The following is a 17,241-nucleotide window of genomic DNA, read 5'->3' as shown; positions in this document are numbered from 1 at the left end:
TCGAATCTCAAGGCCATTGCGCCGCCACCTGGTTGCCGAAAATTGCGCGCTGGACCGAACCGGCAAGCGTTGCCGCATAAGGCGTGGCCATGTGGTGGCGGTCGCGGAAGGTCAGCTTGCCGCCGATCATCGCCGGGCACGTCGTGTCGTTGCAAAACAGCTCGGTCAAGTCGACATATCTGACACCTTCGAGGCCGGAAGCCGCCGCCTGTTCGGCCTTCGACACCCGCTCGTCGATGGCCTCCTGTCGTGGCGTGTCGCAGACCGTGCTGCTCCTGCCCTGCCAGAGCGAACGCGCCACACAGCGGTCGAGATATGACTTGTGAACGGGAACATCCCTGAGCAGCACCACCTCGGCGCCGGTCTTGCGAAGGGTCGCAAGCGACGCCCTCAAGCCGTCGGCCCACACGTCGCGGCTGACCAAGTGCTCCAGCCCGCCATTGACGTCGTTTTCGACGTAGCTGTACGAAAACTGCGAAACGATCACCGCATCCGGCTTGAGGCCGGCGATCTCCTTCATCGCCGTCTGCCGCCAGACATCGCATTCGCCATAGGCCCGCATCAAACGCACGTTCCATGTCGGCACTGCCGCCACCGAACATGACGATTTCAGATAGGTCACCAAGCGCCAGTTATTGGTCTCGGCGATCCTTGCCAGCGGCGTCGACCAGTGATCGGCGTGTGAATCGCCGAACAGCACGATCGTCTTGCGTGGCAGCTTTGCACCCAGGCTGCAGCTGCGCGGCGTGGTCTGCTCGAGGCTGGCAACGCAAGCGTTGTCTATCTGGCGCGCCGATGACGAGCGTGCCGCACTTTCGGCGATCAGCTTCTGATCCGGATCGACGCTTCGCGCAGCGATCTGGGCAGCACTATAGGACAAGGTCACGCCCAGCGACGTGAGAAGGGCCGCCAGCCCCAACGAGCGTACCGAGCCGGCTGAAAGCCAACCGTTCAGGCGCACCGGATTCTCGACGAAACGATAGCTGAGCAAGGACAAGCCAACCGTCACCGCCAGGCAGGCCAGCCTGCCGCCAAGCGTAAGCTCGGGCCACAGGATCGTGGCATAGACGATGACGGGCCAATGCCAGAGATACAGCGAATAGGACAGCTTGCCGGTCCACTGCAGCGGCGGCAGCGACAACAGGCCTGTCGGCCCGACGGCACTCGGACGAGCGCCTGACAGCAGCAGCATCGTCGTTCCCGCAACCGGCAGCAACGCGATGAAGCCGGGGAAAGGGTCGGCCTCCGAAACGTTGAGATAGGCGACGGCGATCAATGCGAGACCGGTCCAGCCCATCACAGGCGAGAATCGAAAACCCGATGCCCAGCGCTCCGCCACAACAAGCGAGACGAGCCCGCCCACAGCGAATTCCCAGGCCCGCAGCGGCGAGAAATAGAAGGCCCAAGGCTGCGACACCGAGGTCATCCAGGCACTCACGCAGAACGACAGCGCTGCAACCGCACCCAGCATGAGCGCGATACCCCTCGCCCCCGGCCGGAACCACGCGACCAGCAGCAGTAATGCCGGCCAGAGCAGGTAGAATTGTTCCTCGACCGACAAAGACCAGAAATGCAGGAACGGATTGCTGGCCGTGTCGGCGGCGAAATAGTCGAACGACCAGCGCAGCAGCCAGAGATTGATGACGTAGCTCGAGGCAAACAGCGCGCCCTTGGCGTAGAGCTGCTGCTCGGATGGCGCGAGGATGAAATAGCCGGCGGCAAGCGTGGTGGCGATCACCAGAAGCGACGCCGGCAACAGTCGCCGGGCGCGGCGACCATAGAAGCGCCAGAGATCGACAGTCCCGCTGCGGCCGATCTCCTGCATAAGGTGGCGGGTAATCAGATAGCCCGAGATGACGAAGAAGATATCGACGCCGATGAAACCGCCCGGCAGGTCGGACATGCCGAAGTGGAACGCGATCACGCCGCCGACGGCAATGGCGCGCAGACCCTCGATGTCAGGGCGGAATGCGGTAACAGGTGCCGTCATGTCTGTGCTGCTATGCAGGTGCTGGACATGCCGGCAGGTTGGGGGAGGCGCGCCATCAGGGCAATTCAAACTATGTTGCAACGCAACATGAAAACCGCCTCTCCAGACGCCTCACTCCGACTGAACTGATACGTTTCCACACCCTCGGCTGCGATTTCGGCAGCGACGGAACTCATCCGGATATTCGCCGTTAATGCCTGACGGAACCAGGGCGGCCAGATGACAAATCGCGAGACTTTACTCGGCGGGCTGCCGGTTGCGGTCTATACGACCGATGCCAGCGGCCGGATCACCTATTTCAACGAAGCAGCCGCTGCACTTTGGGGTCATCGGCCCGAAATCGGCAAGGACGAGTGGTGCGGGTCCTGGCGGCTCAGGACTGCCGAGGGCGAGCCGCTTGCCCATGGCGATTGTCCGATGGCCCTGGCGCTCAGGGAAGGCCGGGCGATTCACAATGCCGAGGCCGTGGCCGAGCGGCCGGACGGCACCCTCGTTCCCTTCCTCGCCTTTCCCGCGCCGATGCGCGACGAAACCGGCATGATCACTGGCGCCATCAACCTTTTGGTCGACATCTCGGCCCAGAAGCAGGCCGAGATACAGACCCAGCGCCTCGCGTCGATCGTCGAATCCTCCGACGACGCCATCGTCAGCAAGGACCTTTGCGGCGTGATTCAAAGCTGGAACGCCGGTGCCACCCGCCTGTTCGGTTACGGCGCCGACGAAGCCGTCGGCAAGCATGTCCGCATGCTCATCCCTGATGACAGGCAGGACGAAGAGGACCTCATCCTCGGAAAGGTACGCAGCGGCCAGCGCATCGACCACTTCGACACGATCAGGAAACGCAAGGATGGCAGCTTCGTCGCCATCTCGCTCACCGTGTCACCGGTGCTCAACAGCGCCGGCAAGGTGATCGGCGCCTCGAAGATCGCCAGGGACATCACCGAGCGCAAGGAAAGCGAGAGCCGCATCCGCATGCTGATGCGCGAAGTCAATCACCGGGTGAAGAACCAGTTCGCCGTCATCCTCTCGATGATCCGCGAGACCGGCAAGCACGCGACGACGATCGCCGATTTCGACACCCAGATCCGGAACCGGATCATGGCGCTGTCGCAATCCCAGGACCTGCTTGTCGACGGCGATTGGCGCGGTGCGGATCTTGCCGACCTGGTCACCAACCAGATCCGGCCGTTCGCCGCCGAGCGCCGCATAAGCATATCGGGCGTGCCGGTCATGCTGTCGACGACAGCGGTCCAGAACCTCGGCATGGCCTTCCATGAGCTTGCCACCAATTCGGCCAAGCATGGCGCGCTGTCGTCCGACCAGGGGACGGTCGAAATTGGCTGGACCGCGTCGGACCGCTTTCGCCTGACCTGGAAGGAAACCAATGGACCAGCTGTCGCAAAAGCCTCGCGCAAGGGCTTCGGCCGGATCGTCCTCGAGCGCGTCGCACCCCTGGCCCTGAACGGTGTCGGCAATCTCAGCTTCCAGCCGGACGGCGTCACCTGGACGCTCGATGCACCGCTCGATCTGGTCAGGACACCTGGTCCCTAGTGGCAGCCTTACTTTCACTGCTTCCGAACTGGTTTCTCTGGCGGCGAAAGCCAGGCGAGAGTGATGCGCTCGTCGGGAGCGAGCTGCGGGTTGCGCTTGGCGTGGCACGCAGCCAGCTCGTCGGACAGCCTTCCTTCCGACCATGCCGAAATCACCTCCGGATGAATGTAACCTGTTCGGCACACCGCCCGCGTGTTGCCGAGATGCCTTGCGACGTCGTCGATGACTTTGTTGCATGCCCGCGCCCGCGCCCGTTCACTTTCGGGGACGGGCGTCTGCGCAAACAACGTCAACGCGCGCACGGTTCCGCCCCAGGTGCGGAAATGCTTGGAACTGAAAGCTGCGCCAGCTGCGGCTCGAATGTAGTCGTTGACGTCCTGGGACGATATCGGCGCCCTTGCACCGACGTCGTCGAGATACTGAAACAGGGTTTGGCCAGGCAACTCCTGGATGCCGCGCACGACCTTTGCCATACGCCTGTCGACCAAGCGTAAACGCCATTCTTTTCCCGATTTGCCCTTGAAGGCGAATCTGAGCGTCGAGCCTTCGATGTCGACATGGCGGTTGCGCAGCGTCGTCAGCCCAAAGCTCCCATTCTCCCTGGCATAGGCGGCGCTGCCGACACGAATCATTGTATTGTCCAGCAGCCACACGATCGCAGCGACAACCCGTGCACGCACCGGGCCGCGCAGCCGCAAATCCCTGTCGATCTGGCGGCGCAGACGCGGCAGCGCGCGCGCAAATTCAGCCAGGCTCGAGAATTTCAGTTCACCGCGTCTGTCCAACCAATCCGGATGGTAGCGATATTGCTTTCGGCCACGCTGGTCGCGTCCGGTCGCCTGGATATGGCCGTCGCTTTCAGCGCATATCCACACATCCGTCCATGCCGGCGGAATGGCAAGTGCGCCAATGCGCGCAAGCACCTTTTTGCTGACGACCTTCCGGCCATTGGCCGCTTCGTAGCGAAAGCGCTTGCCTGCCCGTTTCCTTGATATGCCGGGCTCGTCGTCGCTGACATAAGCAAGCGACGCAGTATGCGCAGTCTCGACATTTCCGTTCTGGACGTGTCGGGTCTGCTCGGCGTCTTTCCGCATCGGTGTGATCCCTTGGGATCAGCGCTAACTCGGATATGCGCACATGGGTTCCGGCGGAGCTGTTGCCTGCAACGGCCATCCTCGTCACATCGAGCGCCATCAACGGCAGCGTTCAGGAAACGGAAACGCCCGCCGCGCATTGTGTTTCTCAGGCATTGATGTGCCCGGCGTCGGGACGCACCCCGACAACATCGGCGAGGCGACAGGCTGGTCAGTTTTCTGAATTTCCGTTCGCAAAGACAGTCGCCGGGGCGTGGACGCATCGAGATCGACCTGTCCGATACGGTCGTCTACGCCATCGGCGACGTCCATGGCTGCTATCGCGAGTTACGCGCGCTCGAGGACAAGGTTCTTGCCGACGCCGCCATCCTGCCTGGCCGCAAGCTGATCGTCATGCTGGGGGACTACATCGACCGCGGCCCGGACTCGGCGCGCGTGATCGACCACCTCATCGCCCCGCCGCCCACCGGTTTCGAGCGCATCTGCCTGACGGGCAACCACGAAGCCCAGACGCTCGACTATCTCGACGGCCGGCTGTCGCTGGAACGCTGGCTGTCCACCGGTGCCCGCAGCACCCTGTTCTCCTATGGCATCGACGCCGAACATCTCGGCGAACTTTATGGCGGCGGTGGCAGACTCGACGACCATATCCATGCCACCATCCCGCCCGAGCACATCGATTTCATGCGCGGCCTGCCGATCATGGCCTATTCAGAACGCTTCGTCTTCGTCCACGCCGGCATCCGTCCCGGCGTGCCGTTGCTCGAACAGGAAGACGACGACCTGCTCTACATCAGGGAGGAATTCTTCGAGGCCTCGCGCCGGCTCGACCGCTGGGTCGTGCATGGCCACACGCCGGTGGACCATCCACGCATCGATGGCCGCCGGCTGGACATCGACACCGGCGCCTTCAAGACGGGCCGCCTGACGGCGGTGCGCATATCGGGCAAAGGCGGGCGGCTGCTCTTTTCCTAGCTGGCGACTTTGGCCTTGGCCTTGGTTTTGGTCTCGCCCTTGTCGATGTAGTAGCTGGAATAGCGCTCAAGGAACTGCTCGGAGCCACCATAGGCGCCGTAGCGCGGCAGCTTTTTCAGGTCGACCTTGTTGAGCACCAGGCCGAGGATCTTGCCGGCGATCTGCGGCTCCGCGGCGAGCCCTGAGCGGACCAGCGGGCGTGGTGTGGCACCCCATTCCGCCACCAGAACGAAGCCGTCGGCCAACGGAGCGAAGGCCTTGGCATCGACGACGGGCCCGAGCGGCGGCAGGTCGACGATGATGTAGTCGAACGTCGCCTTGGCATCGTCGATGAAGCGCCGCATGCCGGCCGACGACAGCAGTTCGCTGGTGTGCGAGAAGCGGCCGCGCACCACCGCCGGCACGATCGCCATCTTGCTCTGGCGGTCGACCTTCACCACCGCCTGCCAGCCGAGGTCGTTCACCACGGCTTCGACCAGCCCCTGCTCGGCATCTATGCCCAGACTGCGGCTGAGACCCGGATTGCGCAGGTCGGCGTCGATCAACAGTGTCTTTGCACCATTGCTGGCGATCAGGCCGGCCAGATTGGCGGCAACCGTCGACTTGCCCTCGCCCGGAAGCATCGAGATGACACCGATCACCTTGCTGCCGATGTCCTGCAGCACGACGTCGCCGGCGATCTTGGTGCTACGCAGCGTTTCCGCAAACATCGATGCCGGCGAATCGACGGCGATGCGCATCCTGGCCCGGCGTTTCACAAGCTCCGCCGCGCGCGATGGCGGCGGCGTGCCCATATTGCCCGTCTTCCCAGCGTCCTTCCTGTCCTCGTTCGAGGTGATGAGCGGCAGGTAGCCGAGAAACTTGACGCCCAGCCTTTCGCGCACGTCCTCGGCGGTGCGGAAGAAGCGCTCGTTGAATTCGTTGAGCGCGCCAAAGGCAGCACCCAGGACGACGCCAAGCACCAGTGCCAGTCCGAACACCATCGAGGTTCGCGGGCTCGAGGGGCCGCGCGGCATCGTCGCTTCCGAAATCACCCTGACCTTGGCGATGGGGAAAGAGCGCTGCTGCGACGCCTCCTCGTAGCGCGACAGGAAGGTCTGGTAGAGCGTGCTCAGTGCGGTTGCCTGTTGCTGCAATTCGCGCAACCGCACCTGTGCCTGGTTGGCGCTGGAATTCTGGCCCGTTGCCTCCGATACGCTGTTGCGCAATGCGGTCTCGCGTGACTGCGCCACTTCGAACTCGTTGCGATAGGTCTCGGAAAGCTGGCTCAGCTCACGGAAAATCTGGTTGGCAAGGTCTGTCTGTTCCTTGCGCAGCGCAACCGCCTGCGGGTGGTTGGGGCCGAAGCCGGCCGAAATCTCCTGCTCGCGCTTCGAAACGCCCGCATAGCGCTTCTTGAGCTCCGAGATCAGCGGATTGCCGGCCTCCGCTGCGGACAGGGTCGAGTTGCCGACTGCCGCTTCCGGCCCGCTCTCGACGATGGTGCGGTATTGCTCGTAGCGCGCCCGCGCCTTGGCGGTGTCAGCCTGGGCCAGGATCAGCTGGGCGTTGAGATCGGAAAGCTGCTGCTCGGCGATGGTTTCGCCGCGCGCCGCCGCCAGGCCGTTCTCGGCGCGGAACTTCTCGACCTCGAGTGCCGCCTTCTGGGAACTCGTGCGCAGCTCCTCGAGCCGGCCCTGCAGCCAGACGGCGGCCTTTTCGGTGGCGTCGAAACTGGCATCGAGCTGGTCCGCAACGAAGGCATCGGCATATGCCCTGGTGATTTCAGTCGCCAGTTGCGGATCATGCGAACGGTAGGCCATCGAGATGACATAGCTGCGGCCCGAGCGCTCCGCTTCGATGTTGGCTTGCAGCATCGCCACCGCCTGCTCCTTGCGCGCCGCATCCGCCATCGCCTTGCGTTGCGCATCGGTGAGCGCGGCACGACCGGCAATCTCCGGTGTGGAACGAAATATCTGCAGGAAGCCGCGAGCATAGCCGACAAGCGTCGAAAGCAGCGATTGCGGCGGCCGCATGAAATTCGGGTTCTGGTCGAGCTTCTGCTTGTCGACGACAACGGCGGCGAGCCGCGCCGACTTGATGATCTCGATCTGGGACAGGATCGCCGCGTCGGTCTGCATGTTGACAGGCGTCGCCGAAACCTCGTCGACCATCTTGTTCATACCCTCGTCGATCAGCACGCGGGTCGACGCGGTGAATGTCGGCGGCGTCGTCTGCAGGTAGACGAGCCCAAGCAACAGGCCGATCACGGCGCCGACGCCGACCACCTTGGCCTGGCGCTTGGCCATTGCCAGCAGGCGTTCGAGATCGATGAAGTCGCTCCCCTCGCGCGCGTCCTCGCGAGACGCGGGAAGGCGGTTGCTGAAGGGAAAGCTGGCGTAGTTCATCTGCGTTCCAGTTCTTGCCTGAGCAGCGGCCGCTGCTCGCTGGGTTCTGGCGAAGCCGACTTCAGCTACGCAACTTGCCGTGCCGACCGGCACGGCTTTTGTCGAACACCGTCGAGGCGGCCATTTCAGCCGCCTCGACGGACCGTTTGTATCAGGCCGCGACGACGTGATCCTGCTCGGCCACCATCTCGCGGATGGCATCGAGCACGGAGTCGCGAATGTCGGCCCGCTTCAGGGCAAAGGCGACATTGGCCTGGATGAATCCTTCCTTGGAGCCGCAGTCGAACATCCGGCCGTTGAACGCCCGGGCAAAGAAGGCCTGGCTCGCGGCAAGACGCACCATCGCGTCGGTCAGCTGGATCTCGCCGCCGGCGCCGCGCTTCTGCGTGCCCAAAAGGTTGAAGATTTCCGGCTGCAGGATGTAGCGGCCGTTGATGTAGAAGTTCGAAGGTGCATTGGCCGGTGCCGGCTTTTCGATCATCGCCGTCACTTCGAAGCCGGAACCGACATCGGGACCCTTGCCGACGATGCCATACTTGTTGGTTTCGCTCGGGTCGCACTGCTCGACGGCAATGACGTTGCCGCCAGTTTCGGCATGCAGATCCATGATCTCCGCCAGGCAGCCGCGCTTGCCGAAAGACACCATGTCGGGAAGCAACAACGCGAACGGCTCGTCGCCAATGATGTCGCGCGCGCACCAGACGGCGTGGCCAAGGCCATGCGGCGCCTGCTGGCGGGTGAAGCTGGTGGCGCCGGGCACCGGCAGCAAGCTCTCCAGTGACCTGATCTGGTCGACTTTGCCGGCCTGTTCGAGCGTGCCCACCAGTTCGGGATGCAGGTCGAAATAGTCCTCGATGACCGCCTTGTTGCGGCCGGTGACGAAGACGATGTGCTCGATGCCGGCCTCCAGTGCCTCGTCGACGGCATACTGCACCACCGGCCTGTCGACCACGGGCAGCATCTCCTTGGGCATGGACTTGGTCGCGGGCAGGAACCGCGTGCCGAGACCCGCGACCGGGATCACCGCTTTCCTGACTTTCTTCATCGTGCCAATCCTCTCGCTCATATGACTCTCCTCGTCTTGTTCTTGGCCGCTCCGGGCACGCGCATCATGTGCCGGACCGTTATGCGAACTGCCTGGCGAGCCGGCGCAGCCGGACCTCTATCGGCATCCGCAAATGTCGAACCGCCGCCGGGTCCCCCAGGGCGGTCCGCACCGCCTTGAGCGGCGACCGCTGCTTGATGTGCGTAACCAGTGACAGGAATGAGGCAGCCTGGGAGAGGCTGCGGGCACGTCGCGTGAACGCTTTTTGCGCCTCGCCTTCGAGCCTGTTGCGGGCAGCAAAGGTGGCATCGGCACGTTGCATCGCCTCGACGTGATGAAGCTCCAGAACCCTTGAAATGGAGCCGTTTCGCACGTGATAGGCATAGCCGACAGCGGGTTCGACGGCGCAGATGCCGCCCCGGGCGAGAGCGCTGGCGAGCAGGATATAGTCCTCGCCGATGCGCAAATTCTCGTCGTAGCGGAGCTCATTTGCCTGGAGATATTCACGCAAGAATATCGGCTTCATGTAACCAAAATTGAACGTCGCCTCGAAGACGACATTGCTGCTGATGAAGTCCGCCAGCGTCAGATTGCCGAGTTTTTCGAGATAGCTTTCGGCGAACATTACTTCGCTTGGCCTGCCGTCGTCGTGAACAACCACGATGTTGTCGACCGCTATCGCCGCAGAGCCAGCATCAGCCCTGCCGATCATTGCCGAAAGCCTGTCGGGCAGGACGGCATCGTCCGAATCGAGCACGGCGACCCAGCGCCCCAGCGCCGCATCGAGGCCAGCGTTGCGCGCTCCACCTGGGCCGCGATTTTTCTCCAGCGCCACGACCCGCACACGCGGATCGGCATAGGCCCGTGCAAGCGCAATCGTCGCGTCGGATGAGCAGTCGTCGACGACGATCACCTCGACGGTGACGCCTTGCTGTGCCAGCGCGCTGTCAATGGCACGGCCGAGCGTTGCCTCGGCATTGTAGGCGGCGATGACGAAGCTGACGTCAGGCTGCATCCTGGCCTCCCTCATTGCCGTAGAGACGCAGTTCACGTGCGCCGGCCAGCCCGCTCAGCACGCCCAAATGCATCACGCCACGCAGCAGGCTGCGGTTGCGGCTGACCGGCTGCAGCGCGGTCAGCCCCGCCGCGGCAAAGCAGTAGCCGGCCTTGGCCGAGGCCCGTACGAGCTCACCGAAGCGACCAACGCCACTCCGCTTGGCGCCAAGCAGGCGACCATGCGTCTGCCCGACACGGAAGCGCCGCGTCGTCAGCCAGCGGAACGAGGCGCGAGACGCCGGAACCGGCTCCTCCACCCAGGCCTCCGCGGCATAGCTTATGCGACCACCGGCACCGAACACCTGGTCGAAGAATTCGGTGTCCTCGCCGCCCGACTGGCCGCGCTCCAGGCTGAAGCGGCGGCCGGCGATGCTGGGCGAAGCGATCCGGAGCAAGGCATTACAGGTGTAGCCGGTGCGGATCTCGCCCCGAACGAACACCGGATAGGTCGAGTGAAAGTCGCCGACCTGCATCCAGCCCGGGGCTCCCGTCCCATAACGCGCCTTGACCGGCCCGAGCACCACCTCGGCACCGGTCGCCTGCGCGGTCTCGACGAGCCGCTTCAGCCACATGCCTGTCGCCTTCTCGTCATCGTCGATGAAGGCGACGAAATCGGCCGAGCTGGCATCCAGGCAAGCGTTGCGGGCAACCGAGATGTTGCGCGCCGGGCAATGGACGTAGCGAACCTCGAGCGAAAGCTCGTCCGCCAGAACGGAGACCAGTTCCGCAGCACTGGGCACCTCGTCATTGTCGGCCACGACGATGCCGATGCGATACCCCGCGGGTAGGTCCATCGCCGCAAGCGACTGCAACGTGTCGGCCAGTTCGCGCCGCCGGAAGGTGCAGACGCAGATGTCGATGCTGGGCATTTCGGTCATGCTGGGCGCCCCCTTGCCGGCAAGGCAACGAGTTGGAGCCAGAAGCCGAGCGACCAGGCGAAATGCATCACCATCGCCGACACGCCGGCGAGCGCCAGCCCCGGCTTGCCGGCCCGCAAGGCAAGGGCAGCGCCATAGCTCAGACAGATCGCCGCCCAGACGAGGACAGGCACGGCGAAGATCCAGTGAACGACGGCGAGGCTTGCGAGCAGCGCCGTCGGCGCCACCATCAGCGGCACCATCTGGCGGAGCCTGGGGATGACGCGGTGTTTCAGCACGTTCCGCGCCCGTCCCCTGCCATAACCGAGATACTGGTGGAACAGGCCGCCAAGTGAAGCACGCGGAAAATAGGTCATGCGGGTGCGCCCGCTCATCCAGATGCGGTAGCCGGCCTGGCGCAGACGATGGTCGAGCTCGGCATCCTCATTGTGACTGAAGCTCTCGTCATAGCCGCCGACATCGCTGAACGCTGCGATGCGCATCAGGGCGTGATGGCCGTGATCGACCCATTCCCCGGCCGAGCCATGCCTGTGCTTGGACCCACCTGTGCCGAGCTTCGAGTTCTGCGCAGCCGCAGCCGCCTGCTGCACGGTGCCGCGGCCTTCGGTCAGCATCGAAACGACGAGGGAATCGGCGCCCGTCGCCAGCGCTTCCTCGAGCAGCCGGTCGCAATAATCGTCGGGATAGCCGCCATGAGCGTCGATGCGGATCAGATAGTCGACGCCACGACCGAAGCGTTCGACGGCCAGGTTCACTGCCGCACTCTGGATGCGCGCCGGATTGTCGATCAGCACGACATTGTCGTCTTCGGCAACAATGCCGGCAACGATGGTCCGGGTCGCATCGCGGCTGCCGCCGTCGGCGACGATGATCATTGCGCCGAGCCGCCGGGCAGAGGGCCGCAGTTGGGCCAGAAGGCCGCTGATATGGCGCTCCTCGTCGAGGCACGGAATGATGATGATGGCGGAGGACGTTTCGGTCATGCGTCTGCTTGTGTTGATTGCGTTGAAGGTCAGGCGGCGATGGCGCCAGGGCTTTCGCCGTTTTGGGCGGCGACCCGTTCGAGCTTCGCCACCAGCGCCCGGCAATCGGCCAGGTCGCAGATCCAGTTTCGCGGATCACGGGCAAGCACTTCACCGCGCAAGGCGGCGTAACGTTCGCTTGTCATGCCCGAGAGCGCTTCCGCCAGAGCTGATGCCGACGGCTCGGGCAGCATCAGCCCGATATCGAGGCGCTCGAGGAAGCGCGCCGTCTCGGTGCCGGCCATGGCGATCGGCACCGTACCGAACCGGCAGCTTTCATAGAGCCGGTTGGGCAACAGCCATGTCGAGTTCTGACCTTCCTCGAAGAAGTCGATCGCCCAGGCAAAGTCCACCTGCGCATAGATGTCGGCCATGTCCTCGGGATTTCTGTAAGCACCTTTAAACGTCAAATGGGGCTCGGATTCGACGAAACCGTGAAAATCAGGAAACGCCGAAAGTGCCGGCCGGCCGCGCAGCACGATCTCGAATCGCCCTTCCGCCTTGCGGGTGAAAGCGGCCAGAAGCTCGAGCGACTTGCGACAGCGCAGCGCCCCGAACCAGCCGATCGTCCAGGGCTCATCAGCCAGTGCCGACGGCATCGAATCAATACGCGGCTCCAGCTCGAGGAGCTTGTTCTCGACCAGTTCGATGGGGGCATCGATCTGGCCGTACCGTTCGAAATAATGCCTGACGAAAGCCGGCGAGCTGGTCAGCAGCAGGCCGACATTGCGCCCGAAGAGGCGCTCGGCCCCGCGCAGGCCCTTGCCCAGAAAATCCTCGCGCAGCACCAGCCGGTGGATGTCGAGGCACTCGTAGATAACAGGCATCGAGGCGCCGAGGGCCGAACGGGCACGTTGCGCCAACGCCAGCATTTCGAGATTGCGGGCAACAATCACGTCGGGCGCAGCCACCGCCCTCAGCGCAGCGCCGATGCGCGTAGCAGCAACCGCCACCGCCCCCAGACGCTGCGCAAAGCGCCCGTCGCAGGTGTGACCCAGGTCGATCGGCGTCAGGCCCTCGACGTCTTCGCGTTCTTGCGTCCGGCGGAAACCAGCGAGCGTAACGCGCGCGCCACCAGCCTTGAGCATGATGATCCGTCGACGGACTGCCGGGTCGGAAACATCGTGCACCAGGTACAGAACATGCAGCATGAATTCACGCTCGCAGTTTGGCCCACCGACGACGAAGCTAGTGCACCCATTGTTGCGTCGCAACAATTATTGACTGCTCGCACCTCAATTATTGTTGCGCCGCAAAATGGCCCGGTTAGCCTGTACTTATCTTCCCGACGCGACCAATCCGAGGAGGCCAGCGCCCATGAAGACTGTCATCGTCGAAAACACCGTCTGCCTGAACACTGGCGATGCGGCGATCCTGCTGGCCATCCGGCACATCCTCAAAGCGGCCTGTCCGGGCGAGTTGCGCATCCAGGTATTCGATAGCCAGCCCACGGTAGCGTCGCGGCTTTATCCCACGCAAGCCTATCCCGATATCGAGATCCGCAAGCTGCTGGCCGAATCGATCTTCAAATACCCCTATGACGACAACCGCCTGAAGAACCTAGCCAAGCCGATCTACAACCGCCTCGCCCTGAGTGCGCTGCGCCACTACGGCAAGAGCCGCGCCCTGGACGAGACGATGTTCAGCGCCGAGGACCGTCGCAGCCTCGACATGTACCGCCAAGCCGATCTGGTCGTCACCACAGGCGGCACCTATCTGGTCGAGAACTACAATCTCGAACGCCGCCTCAACCAGTTCCGCATCGACGCGATCTTCGGCAAGGACCCGGTGTTCTTCACCCAGTCGCTGGGCCCGTTCGACAAGGACTACAACCGCCGTGAACTGAAGCCGGCCTTCGACCGCAGCCCGTTGATCCTGTTGCGCGACAAACGCTCGCACGGCCATCTCGACGGGCTCGTCGACAATCCCGGCAAATGCCATGTCGTCGCCGATTCGGTGTTTGCACTCGCCGACAAGAAGCGCATCGAAACGCTGCTTGCGGCCGGCACGCCGCCGGCACAGACCGGCCGTGTCGGCATTTCGGTACGACACTGGAACTACGTCAATGACGGCGCCGACGGCATGCGCCGCTACATGGCCTCGATCCGCGATATCGCGACGGCACTGGTGCGCGAACACGGCAAGCAGGTGACCTTCGTCTCGACCTGCCAGGGCGTGCCGGAATATGCCCATGACGATTCGAAGACCGCGCGGGCGATCGTCGCCGAACTCGATGCCGACGTCGCAGCCCACGTCGACGTCGACGCCGGCTTCCACACGCCCGAGCAGTTGATGGAGCTGGTCAAGGGCTTCGACTTCGTCGTCGCCACGCGCATGCACATGATGATCATGTCATTGTGCGTCGGCGTGCCCGTGCTGCCGATCGCCTACGAGTTCAAGACCCGTGAGCTCGCCAAGCGTGTCGGCCTGGCCGAGCTGCTGCTCGATATCGACACCGTGACACCGGAAGAGGCCGGCCGGAAGCTCGCGGCCTTCGCCGCCGATCTCGACCAACTCCGTACAACGACGCTTGCAGCAGTGTTGGAAGAACACGCTTCGGCCATGTCGGCCGCCGATCTGGTCCGGCCGCTGCTTGCTGACCCTTCAGCGAATGTTGCGGGCGACAGTCTTCCACGCCTCGACGAGGGCACGGCGCGACTGCGGCACGGCAACCATGAAAGCGAGCGCCACCGCGTAGCTTAGAGCTGCCGCGGTGATCGCCGCCACGACGTTGGATTGCGCGGTGAGTGCGGCCGGCAGGTAGCCGTAGCCGAGCCAGGTCACGGCGGCGGCAATGATCAGCAGCCCCTGCACCATCATGAAGTCGAGCGCCGAGACCGGGCCGGTGCGCCCGAGCATCACCGCCAGCACCGGCAGCCTGAGCACGTAGCCTGAGATGGCATAGGCGGCGGCGACGCCAACAGCACCCCATTTCAGCCCGACGGCGAATGACAGCACCGTTGTCAGCGCCGAATAGACGCCCCAGCGGAACATCGTGCGCGTCTTGCCCTGACAGATGAAGATCCAGCCCGTCGTGCTCGACACCGGCTGCATAAGTCCGGCAATGCCGAGCCAGGCGAAGATCGGCGCCACGCCGAGCCAGCGTTCGCCGAACAGGATCGAAACCACGGGTTCGGCGGCAATCGTCAGCGCCGCGATTCCCGGTACCGTGATGAAGGCAAGCAGCCAGTTGGTGCGCAGATAGAGCTCGCGAAAGCGTGGCTTGTCGTCCTGGATGCGGCTGAGCAACGGCACCATCAGCCGCGACAGCGGCTGGTTGATGTTTTGCAGCGGAAACAAAAGCAGCTTGTAGGCCCTGTCGTAATAGCCGAGCTCGACCGGGCCGGAAAACTTGCCGATCAGGATGTTGTCGAGGTTGCGCGAGAAGAAGTTGACGAGATTGAAGCCGGTGAGATTGGCGCCGAAGGACAGGATCTCGCGCTCCACCTTGATGCTCGGCTTGCCCGGTTTCCAGCGCGTCGCCAGCCACGCGCCGGCGAGCGTCACCACGGCACCAGCCGCAGGCCCGATTACCAGCGACCAGTAGCCAAGCCCGGCATAGGCCGCGGCAATCGCCGCCCCCAAGCCGGCAAGGGCGGTCGCGACGTCGTTGATCGCCAGCTGGCCGAACTGCAAATTGCGGTTCATCAAGGCCAGCGGCAGCGCGGCAAGACTACCGAGCAGGAGCGGCATGGCGGCGGCAAGCGTGATGCCGGTCATCCTGCCATCGCCATAAAATGCCGACACCGCCGGCGACAGGGCGGCGATGACGATCGTGCAGATCAGGCCGGCCAGCGCGCTGATCCAGAACACCTGGTTGAGCTGCTGCCGGCTGATTTCCGGACGCTGGATGACGGCCTGCTGCAGGCCGAGATTCTGGAACAACCCGACAAAGGCGATGATCGGGCCGACGGAGGCGACGAGGCCAAAATCCTCCGGCGCCAGCATCCTCGCCAGGACCACCACGGAAACGAACTGGATGCCGATCTTGATCGCCTGCGCCGCTGCCGTCAGCGCCCCGCCACGTAGCGCAATGCGCCCGAGTTGCTGCGCCTCGGCGGTCATGCTGCAGCCCTTGTCGCGGCAAGCCGGAACAGCGTGTCGGCAAAGGCGTCGTTGAGCCGGCCGGAGTCGAATTCGTCCTCGACCTTGCGTCGTGCCGCGCGCGCCAGCTCCTCGCAGGAGACGGGATTGTCGGCGACCCAGATCAGCTTTTGCGCCAGCACACGGATGTCCCGTTCGGGCGCCAGGAGACCGGTCCTGCCGTCCTCGATCAGCTCGGGAATGCCGGAATGATAGGTGCTGACCACGGTCAACCCCGCAGCCATCGCCTCCATCAGCGCCACGGGGATGCCTTCGAGGTCACCGTCGCCCGCACGGACGCTCGGCAGCACAAAGGCATGCGCCTCGGCAAGCTGTTGCTTGACCTCGCTGTGCGGACGCGGCCCGAGAAAAGCGACACGTTCGGAGATGCCGAGACGTGCCGCCAGTTGTCTCATCGGATCGAGCAATTCGCCGCCGCCGATGATCACATAGGACCAGTCGATGTCGGGTCGGACGGCCTGAACGTCGCCGAGCGCGCGAAGCGCGAACTCGATTCCCTTCTTCTCGGTCAGCCGGCAGACAGAGATCAGCGCCAGCCTGCTGCCGCGACGCTCGCCGGCGCGAAAACCGATCGCATCGGTGTCGACGCCCATGTGGTGCACGGCGACGCTGTCGGCGCGCGCGCCGGCCCCGATCAGCGCATCGCGGAAGAAGCCGTTGACCGGCAGTTGCAACGCGCCTTGGCGGAAGACGACCCCGTAGCGCGACAGCGAGCCGTCATGCATCGGCGCGCCGACATCATGGCCATGGAAGATCGTCACCAGGGGTGCTGCGATCCGCCGCTGCTTCATCGCCCTTGCGACCCGCAGTCCGTTGTTGCCGAAATGCGCGACGATGACGTCGTATTTTTCGAGCTTGCCGGCAAAGGCAATGTCGAGCGCCGTCGAGGCCTTGTCCCAAAGCTTGCCCGACCAGCGGCGCAGCGACGGGCGCAGCGGGCCGAGCGCACCCCACCATTGCGCGACGCCACCGGGCAGGTTGCGCCAGCGCGGATCGTCGATGTTGCGCTCCTTGCCGAAGGTCGTCTCATTGCAGATGACGCCGACTTCGATGCCGCGCGCAAGGCAGCCCTCGATCTGGTCGAGCACGAAGGTCTCGGACAGCGACGGGAACTTGTCGACGACGAAACAGACCCTCAT

Annotated in this window: 13 protein-coding genes; 3 read left to right on the top strand and 10 right to left on the bottom strand. The window is 64.0% G+C overall.

What is annotated here, in order from left to right:
* Positions 1 to 7: 7 nt before the first annotated feature.
* Positions 8 to 1,990, bottom strand: a complete 1,983-nt coding sequence (locus tag DY201_RS04970) for an acyltransferase family protein (protein WP_115730252.1) — start codon at positions 1,988 to 1,990, stop codon at positions 8 to 10.
* 219 nt (positions 1,991 to 2,209) lie between these two features.
* Between DY201_RS04970 and DY201_RS04965 the strand changes: the two genes are divergently transcribed.
* Positions 2,210 to 3,541 (top strand): sensor histidine kinase, encoded by a 1,332-nt coding sequence (locus DY201_RS04965; RefSeq protein WP_115730251.1) that lies wholly within the window; start codon positions 2,210 to 2,212, stop codon positions 3,539 to 3,541.
* 14 nt (positions 3,542 to 3,555) lie between these two features.
* On the opposite strand, the gene DY201_RS04960 is transcribed toward DY201_RS04965, so the two are convergent.
* Positions 3,556 to 4,635, bottom strand: coding sequence for a DNA topoisomerase IB (locus DY201_RS04960; RefSeq protein ID WP_115730250.1), 1,080 nt, complete (start codon positions 4,633 to 4,635; stop codon positions 3,556 to 3,558).
* A gap of 207 nt (positions 4,636 to 4,842) precedes the next feature.
* Between DY201_RS04960 and DY201_RS04955 the strand changes: the two genes are divergently transcribed.
* Complete coding sequence (locus tag DY201_RS04955) at positions 4,843 to 5,610, top strand: metallophosphoesterase family protein (RefSeq protein WP_342635211.1); 768 nt, start codon at positions 4,843 to 4,845, stop codon at positions 5,608 to 5,610.
* On the opposite strand, the gene DY201_RS04950 is transcribed toward DY201_RS04955, so the two are convergent.
* The 6 genes from DY201_RS04950 to DY201_RS04925 all read right to left on the bottom strand — a co-directional run bounded on the left by DY201_RS04950 (position 5,607) and on the right by DY201_RS04925 (position 13,149).
* Positions 5,607 to 7,997, bottom strand: coding sequence for a polysaccharide biosynthesis tyrosine autokinase (locus tag DY201_RS04950; protein ID WP_115730248.1), 2,391 nt, complete (start codon positions 7,995 to 7,997; stop codon positions 5,607 to 5,609). The two genes, DY201_RS04955 and DY201_RS04950, sit on opposite strands and share 4 nt — an antisense overlap.
* Before the next feature lie 151 nt (positions 7,998 to 8,148).
* The gene (locus tag DY201_RS04945) at positions 8,149 to 9,042 is read right to left on the bottom strand and encodes a UTP--glucose-1-phosphate uridylyltransferase (protein WP_115730247.1); all 894 of its coding nucleotides are present in this window, start codon (positions 9,040 to 9,042) and stop codon (positions 8,149 to 8,151) included.
* Positions 9,043 to 9,121: 79 nt separating this feature from the next.
* Positions 9,122 to 10,057: a glycosyltransferase family 2 protein gene (locus DY201_RS04940; protein WP_115730246.1), complete on the bottom strand. Its 936-nt coding sequence runs from the start codon at positions 10,055 to 10,057 to the stop codon at positions 9,122 to 9,124.
* Entirely contained in the window at positions 10,047 to 10,976 is a 930-nt protein-coding gene (locus tag DY201_RS04935) for a glycosyltransferase family 2 protein (protein ID WP_115730245.1), read from the bottom strand. The genes DY201_RS04940 and DY201_RS04935 overlap by 11 nt, the downstream gene beginning before the upstream one ends.
* The gene (locus DY201_RS04930) at positions 10,973 to 11,959 is read right to left on the bottom strand and encodes a glycosyltransferase family 2 protein (RefSeq protein ID WP_115730244.1); all 987 of its coding nucleotides are present in this window, start codon (positions 11,957 to 11,959) and stop codon (positions 10,973 to 10,975) included. Before DY201_RS04930 ends, DY201_RS04935 begins: the two co-directional genes overlap by 4 nt.
* A 29-nt stretch (positions 11,960 to 11,988) precedes the next feature.
* Entirely contained in the window at positions 11,989 to 13,149 is a 1,161-nt protein-coding gene (locus DY201_RS04925) for a glycosyltransferase family protein (RefSeq protein ID WP_115730243.1), read from the bottom strand.
* A 166-nt stretch (positions 13,150 to 13,315) separates the two neighbouring features.
* Between DY201_RS04925 and DY201_RS04920 the strand changes: the two genes are divergently transcribed.
* On the top strand, positions 13,316 to 14,701 hold the full coding sequence (locus tag DY201_RS04920) for a polysaccharide pyruvyl transferase family protein (protein WP_115730242.1): 1,386 nt from the start codon (positions 13,316 to 13,318) through the stop codon (positions 14,699 to 14,701).
* On the opposite strand, the gene DY201_RS04915 is transcribed toward DY201_RS04920, so the two are convergent.
* Together DY201_RS04915 and DY201_RS04910 are read right to left on the bottom strand one after the other, a co-directional pair.
* A complete protein-coding gene (locus tag DY201_RS04915) occupies positions 14,603 to 16,063 on the bottom strand; it encodes a lipopolysaccharide biosynthesis protein (RefSeq protein ID WP_115730241.1) in 1,461 nt (486 codons plus the stop codon). The genes DY201_RS04920 and DY201_RS04915 overlap by 99 nt on opposite strands.
* Positions 16,060 to 17,241 (bottom strand): glycosyltransferase, encoded by a 1,182-nt coding sequence (locus DY201_RS04910; RefSeq protein ID WP_115730240.1) that lies wholly within the window; start codon positions 17,239 to 17,241, stop codon positions 16,060 to 16,062. The genes DY201_RS04915 and DY201_RS04910 overlap by 4 nt, the downstream gene beginning before the upstream one ends.

It is taken from the genome of Aminobacter aminovorans, assembly GCF_900445235.1.
Taxonomy (GTDB): Bacteria; Pseudomonadota; Alphaproteobacteria; order Rhizobiales; family Rhizobiaceae; genus Aminobacter; species Aminobacter aminovorans.
The sequence above is the reverse complement of the archived record's forward strand: the minus strand, read 5'-3'. Positions and strand labels throughout refer to the sequence as shown.

Bases quoted from the DNA above. Each gene is read 5' to 3' on its own strand.
- DY201_RS04950 (WP_115730248.1), bottom strand. From the start codon at position 7,997: ATGAACTACGCCAGCTTTCCCTTCAGCAACCGCCTTCCCGCGTCTCGC.
- DY201_RS04960 (WP_115730250.1), bottom strand. From the start codon at position 4,635: ATGCGGAAAGACGCCGAGCAGACCCGACACGTCCAGAACGGAAATGTC.
- DY201_RS04970 (WP_115730252.1), bottom strand. From the start codon at position 1,990: ATGACGGCACCTGTTACCGCATTCCGCCCTGACATCGAGGGTCTGCGC.
- DY201_RS04925 (WP_115730243.1), bottom strand. From the start codon at position 13,149: ATGCTGCATGTTCTGTACCTGGTGCACGATGTTTCCGACCCGGCAGTC.
- DY201_RS04910 (WP_115730240.1), bottom strand. From the start codon at position 17,241: ATGAGGGTCTGTTTCGTCGTCGACAAGTTCCCGTCGCTGTCCGAGACC.
- DY201_RS04935 (WP_115730245.1), bottom strand. From the start codon at position 10,976: ATGACCGAAATGCCCAGCATCGACATCTGCGTCTGCACCTTCCGGCGG.
- DY201_RS04940 (WP_115730246.1), bottom strand. From the start codon at position 10,057: ATGCAGCCTGACGTCAGCTTCGTCATCGCCGCCTACAATGCCGAGGCA.
- DY201_RS04945 (WP_115730247.1), bottom strand. From the start codon at position 9,042: ATGAAGAAAGTCAGGAAAGCGGTGATCCCGGTCGCGGGTCTCGGCACG.
- DY201_RS04965 (WP_115730251.1), top strand. From the start codon at position 2,210: ATGACAAATCGCGAGACTTTACTCGGCGGGCTGCCGGTTGCGGTCTAT.
- DY201_RS04915 (WP_115730241.1), bottom strand. From the start codon at position 16,063: ATGACCGCCGAGGCGCAGCAACTCGGGCGCATTGCGCTACGTGGCGGG.
- DY201_RS04930 (WP_115730244.1), bottom strand. From the start codon at position 11,959: ATGACCGAAACGTCCTCCGCCATCATCATCATTCCGTGCCTCGACGAG.
- DY201_RS04920 (WP_115730242.1), top strand. From the start codon at position 13,316: ATGAAGACTGTCATCGTCGAAAACACCGTCTGCCTGAACACTGGCGAT.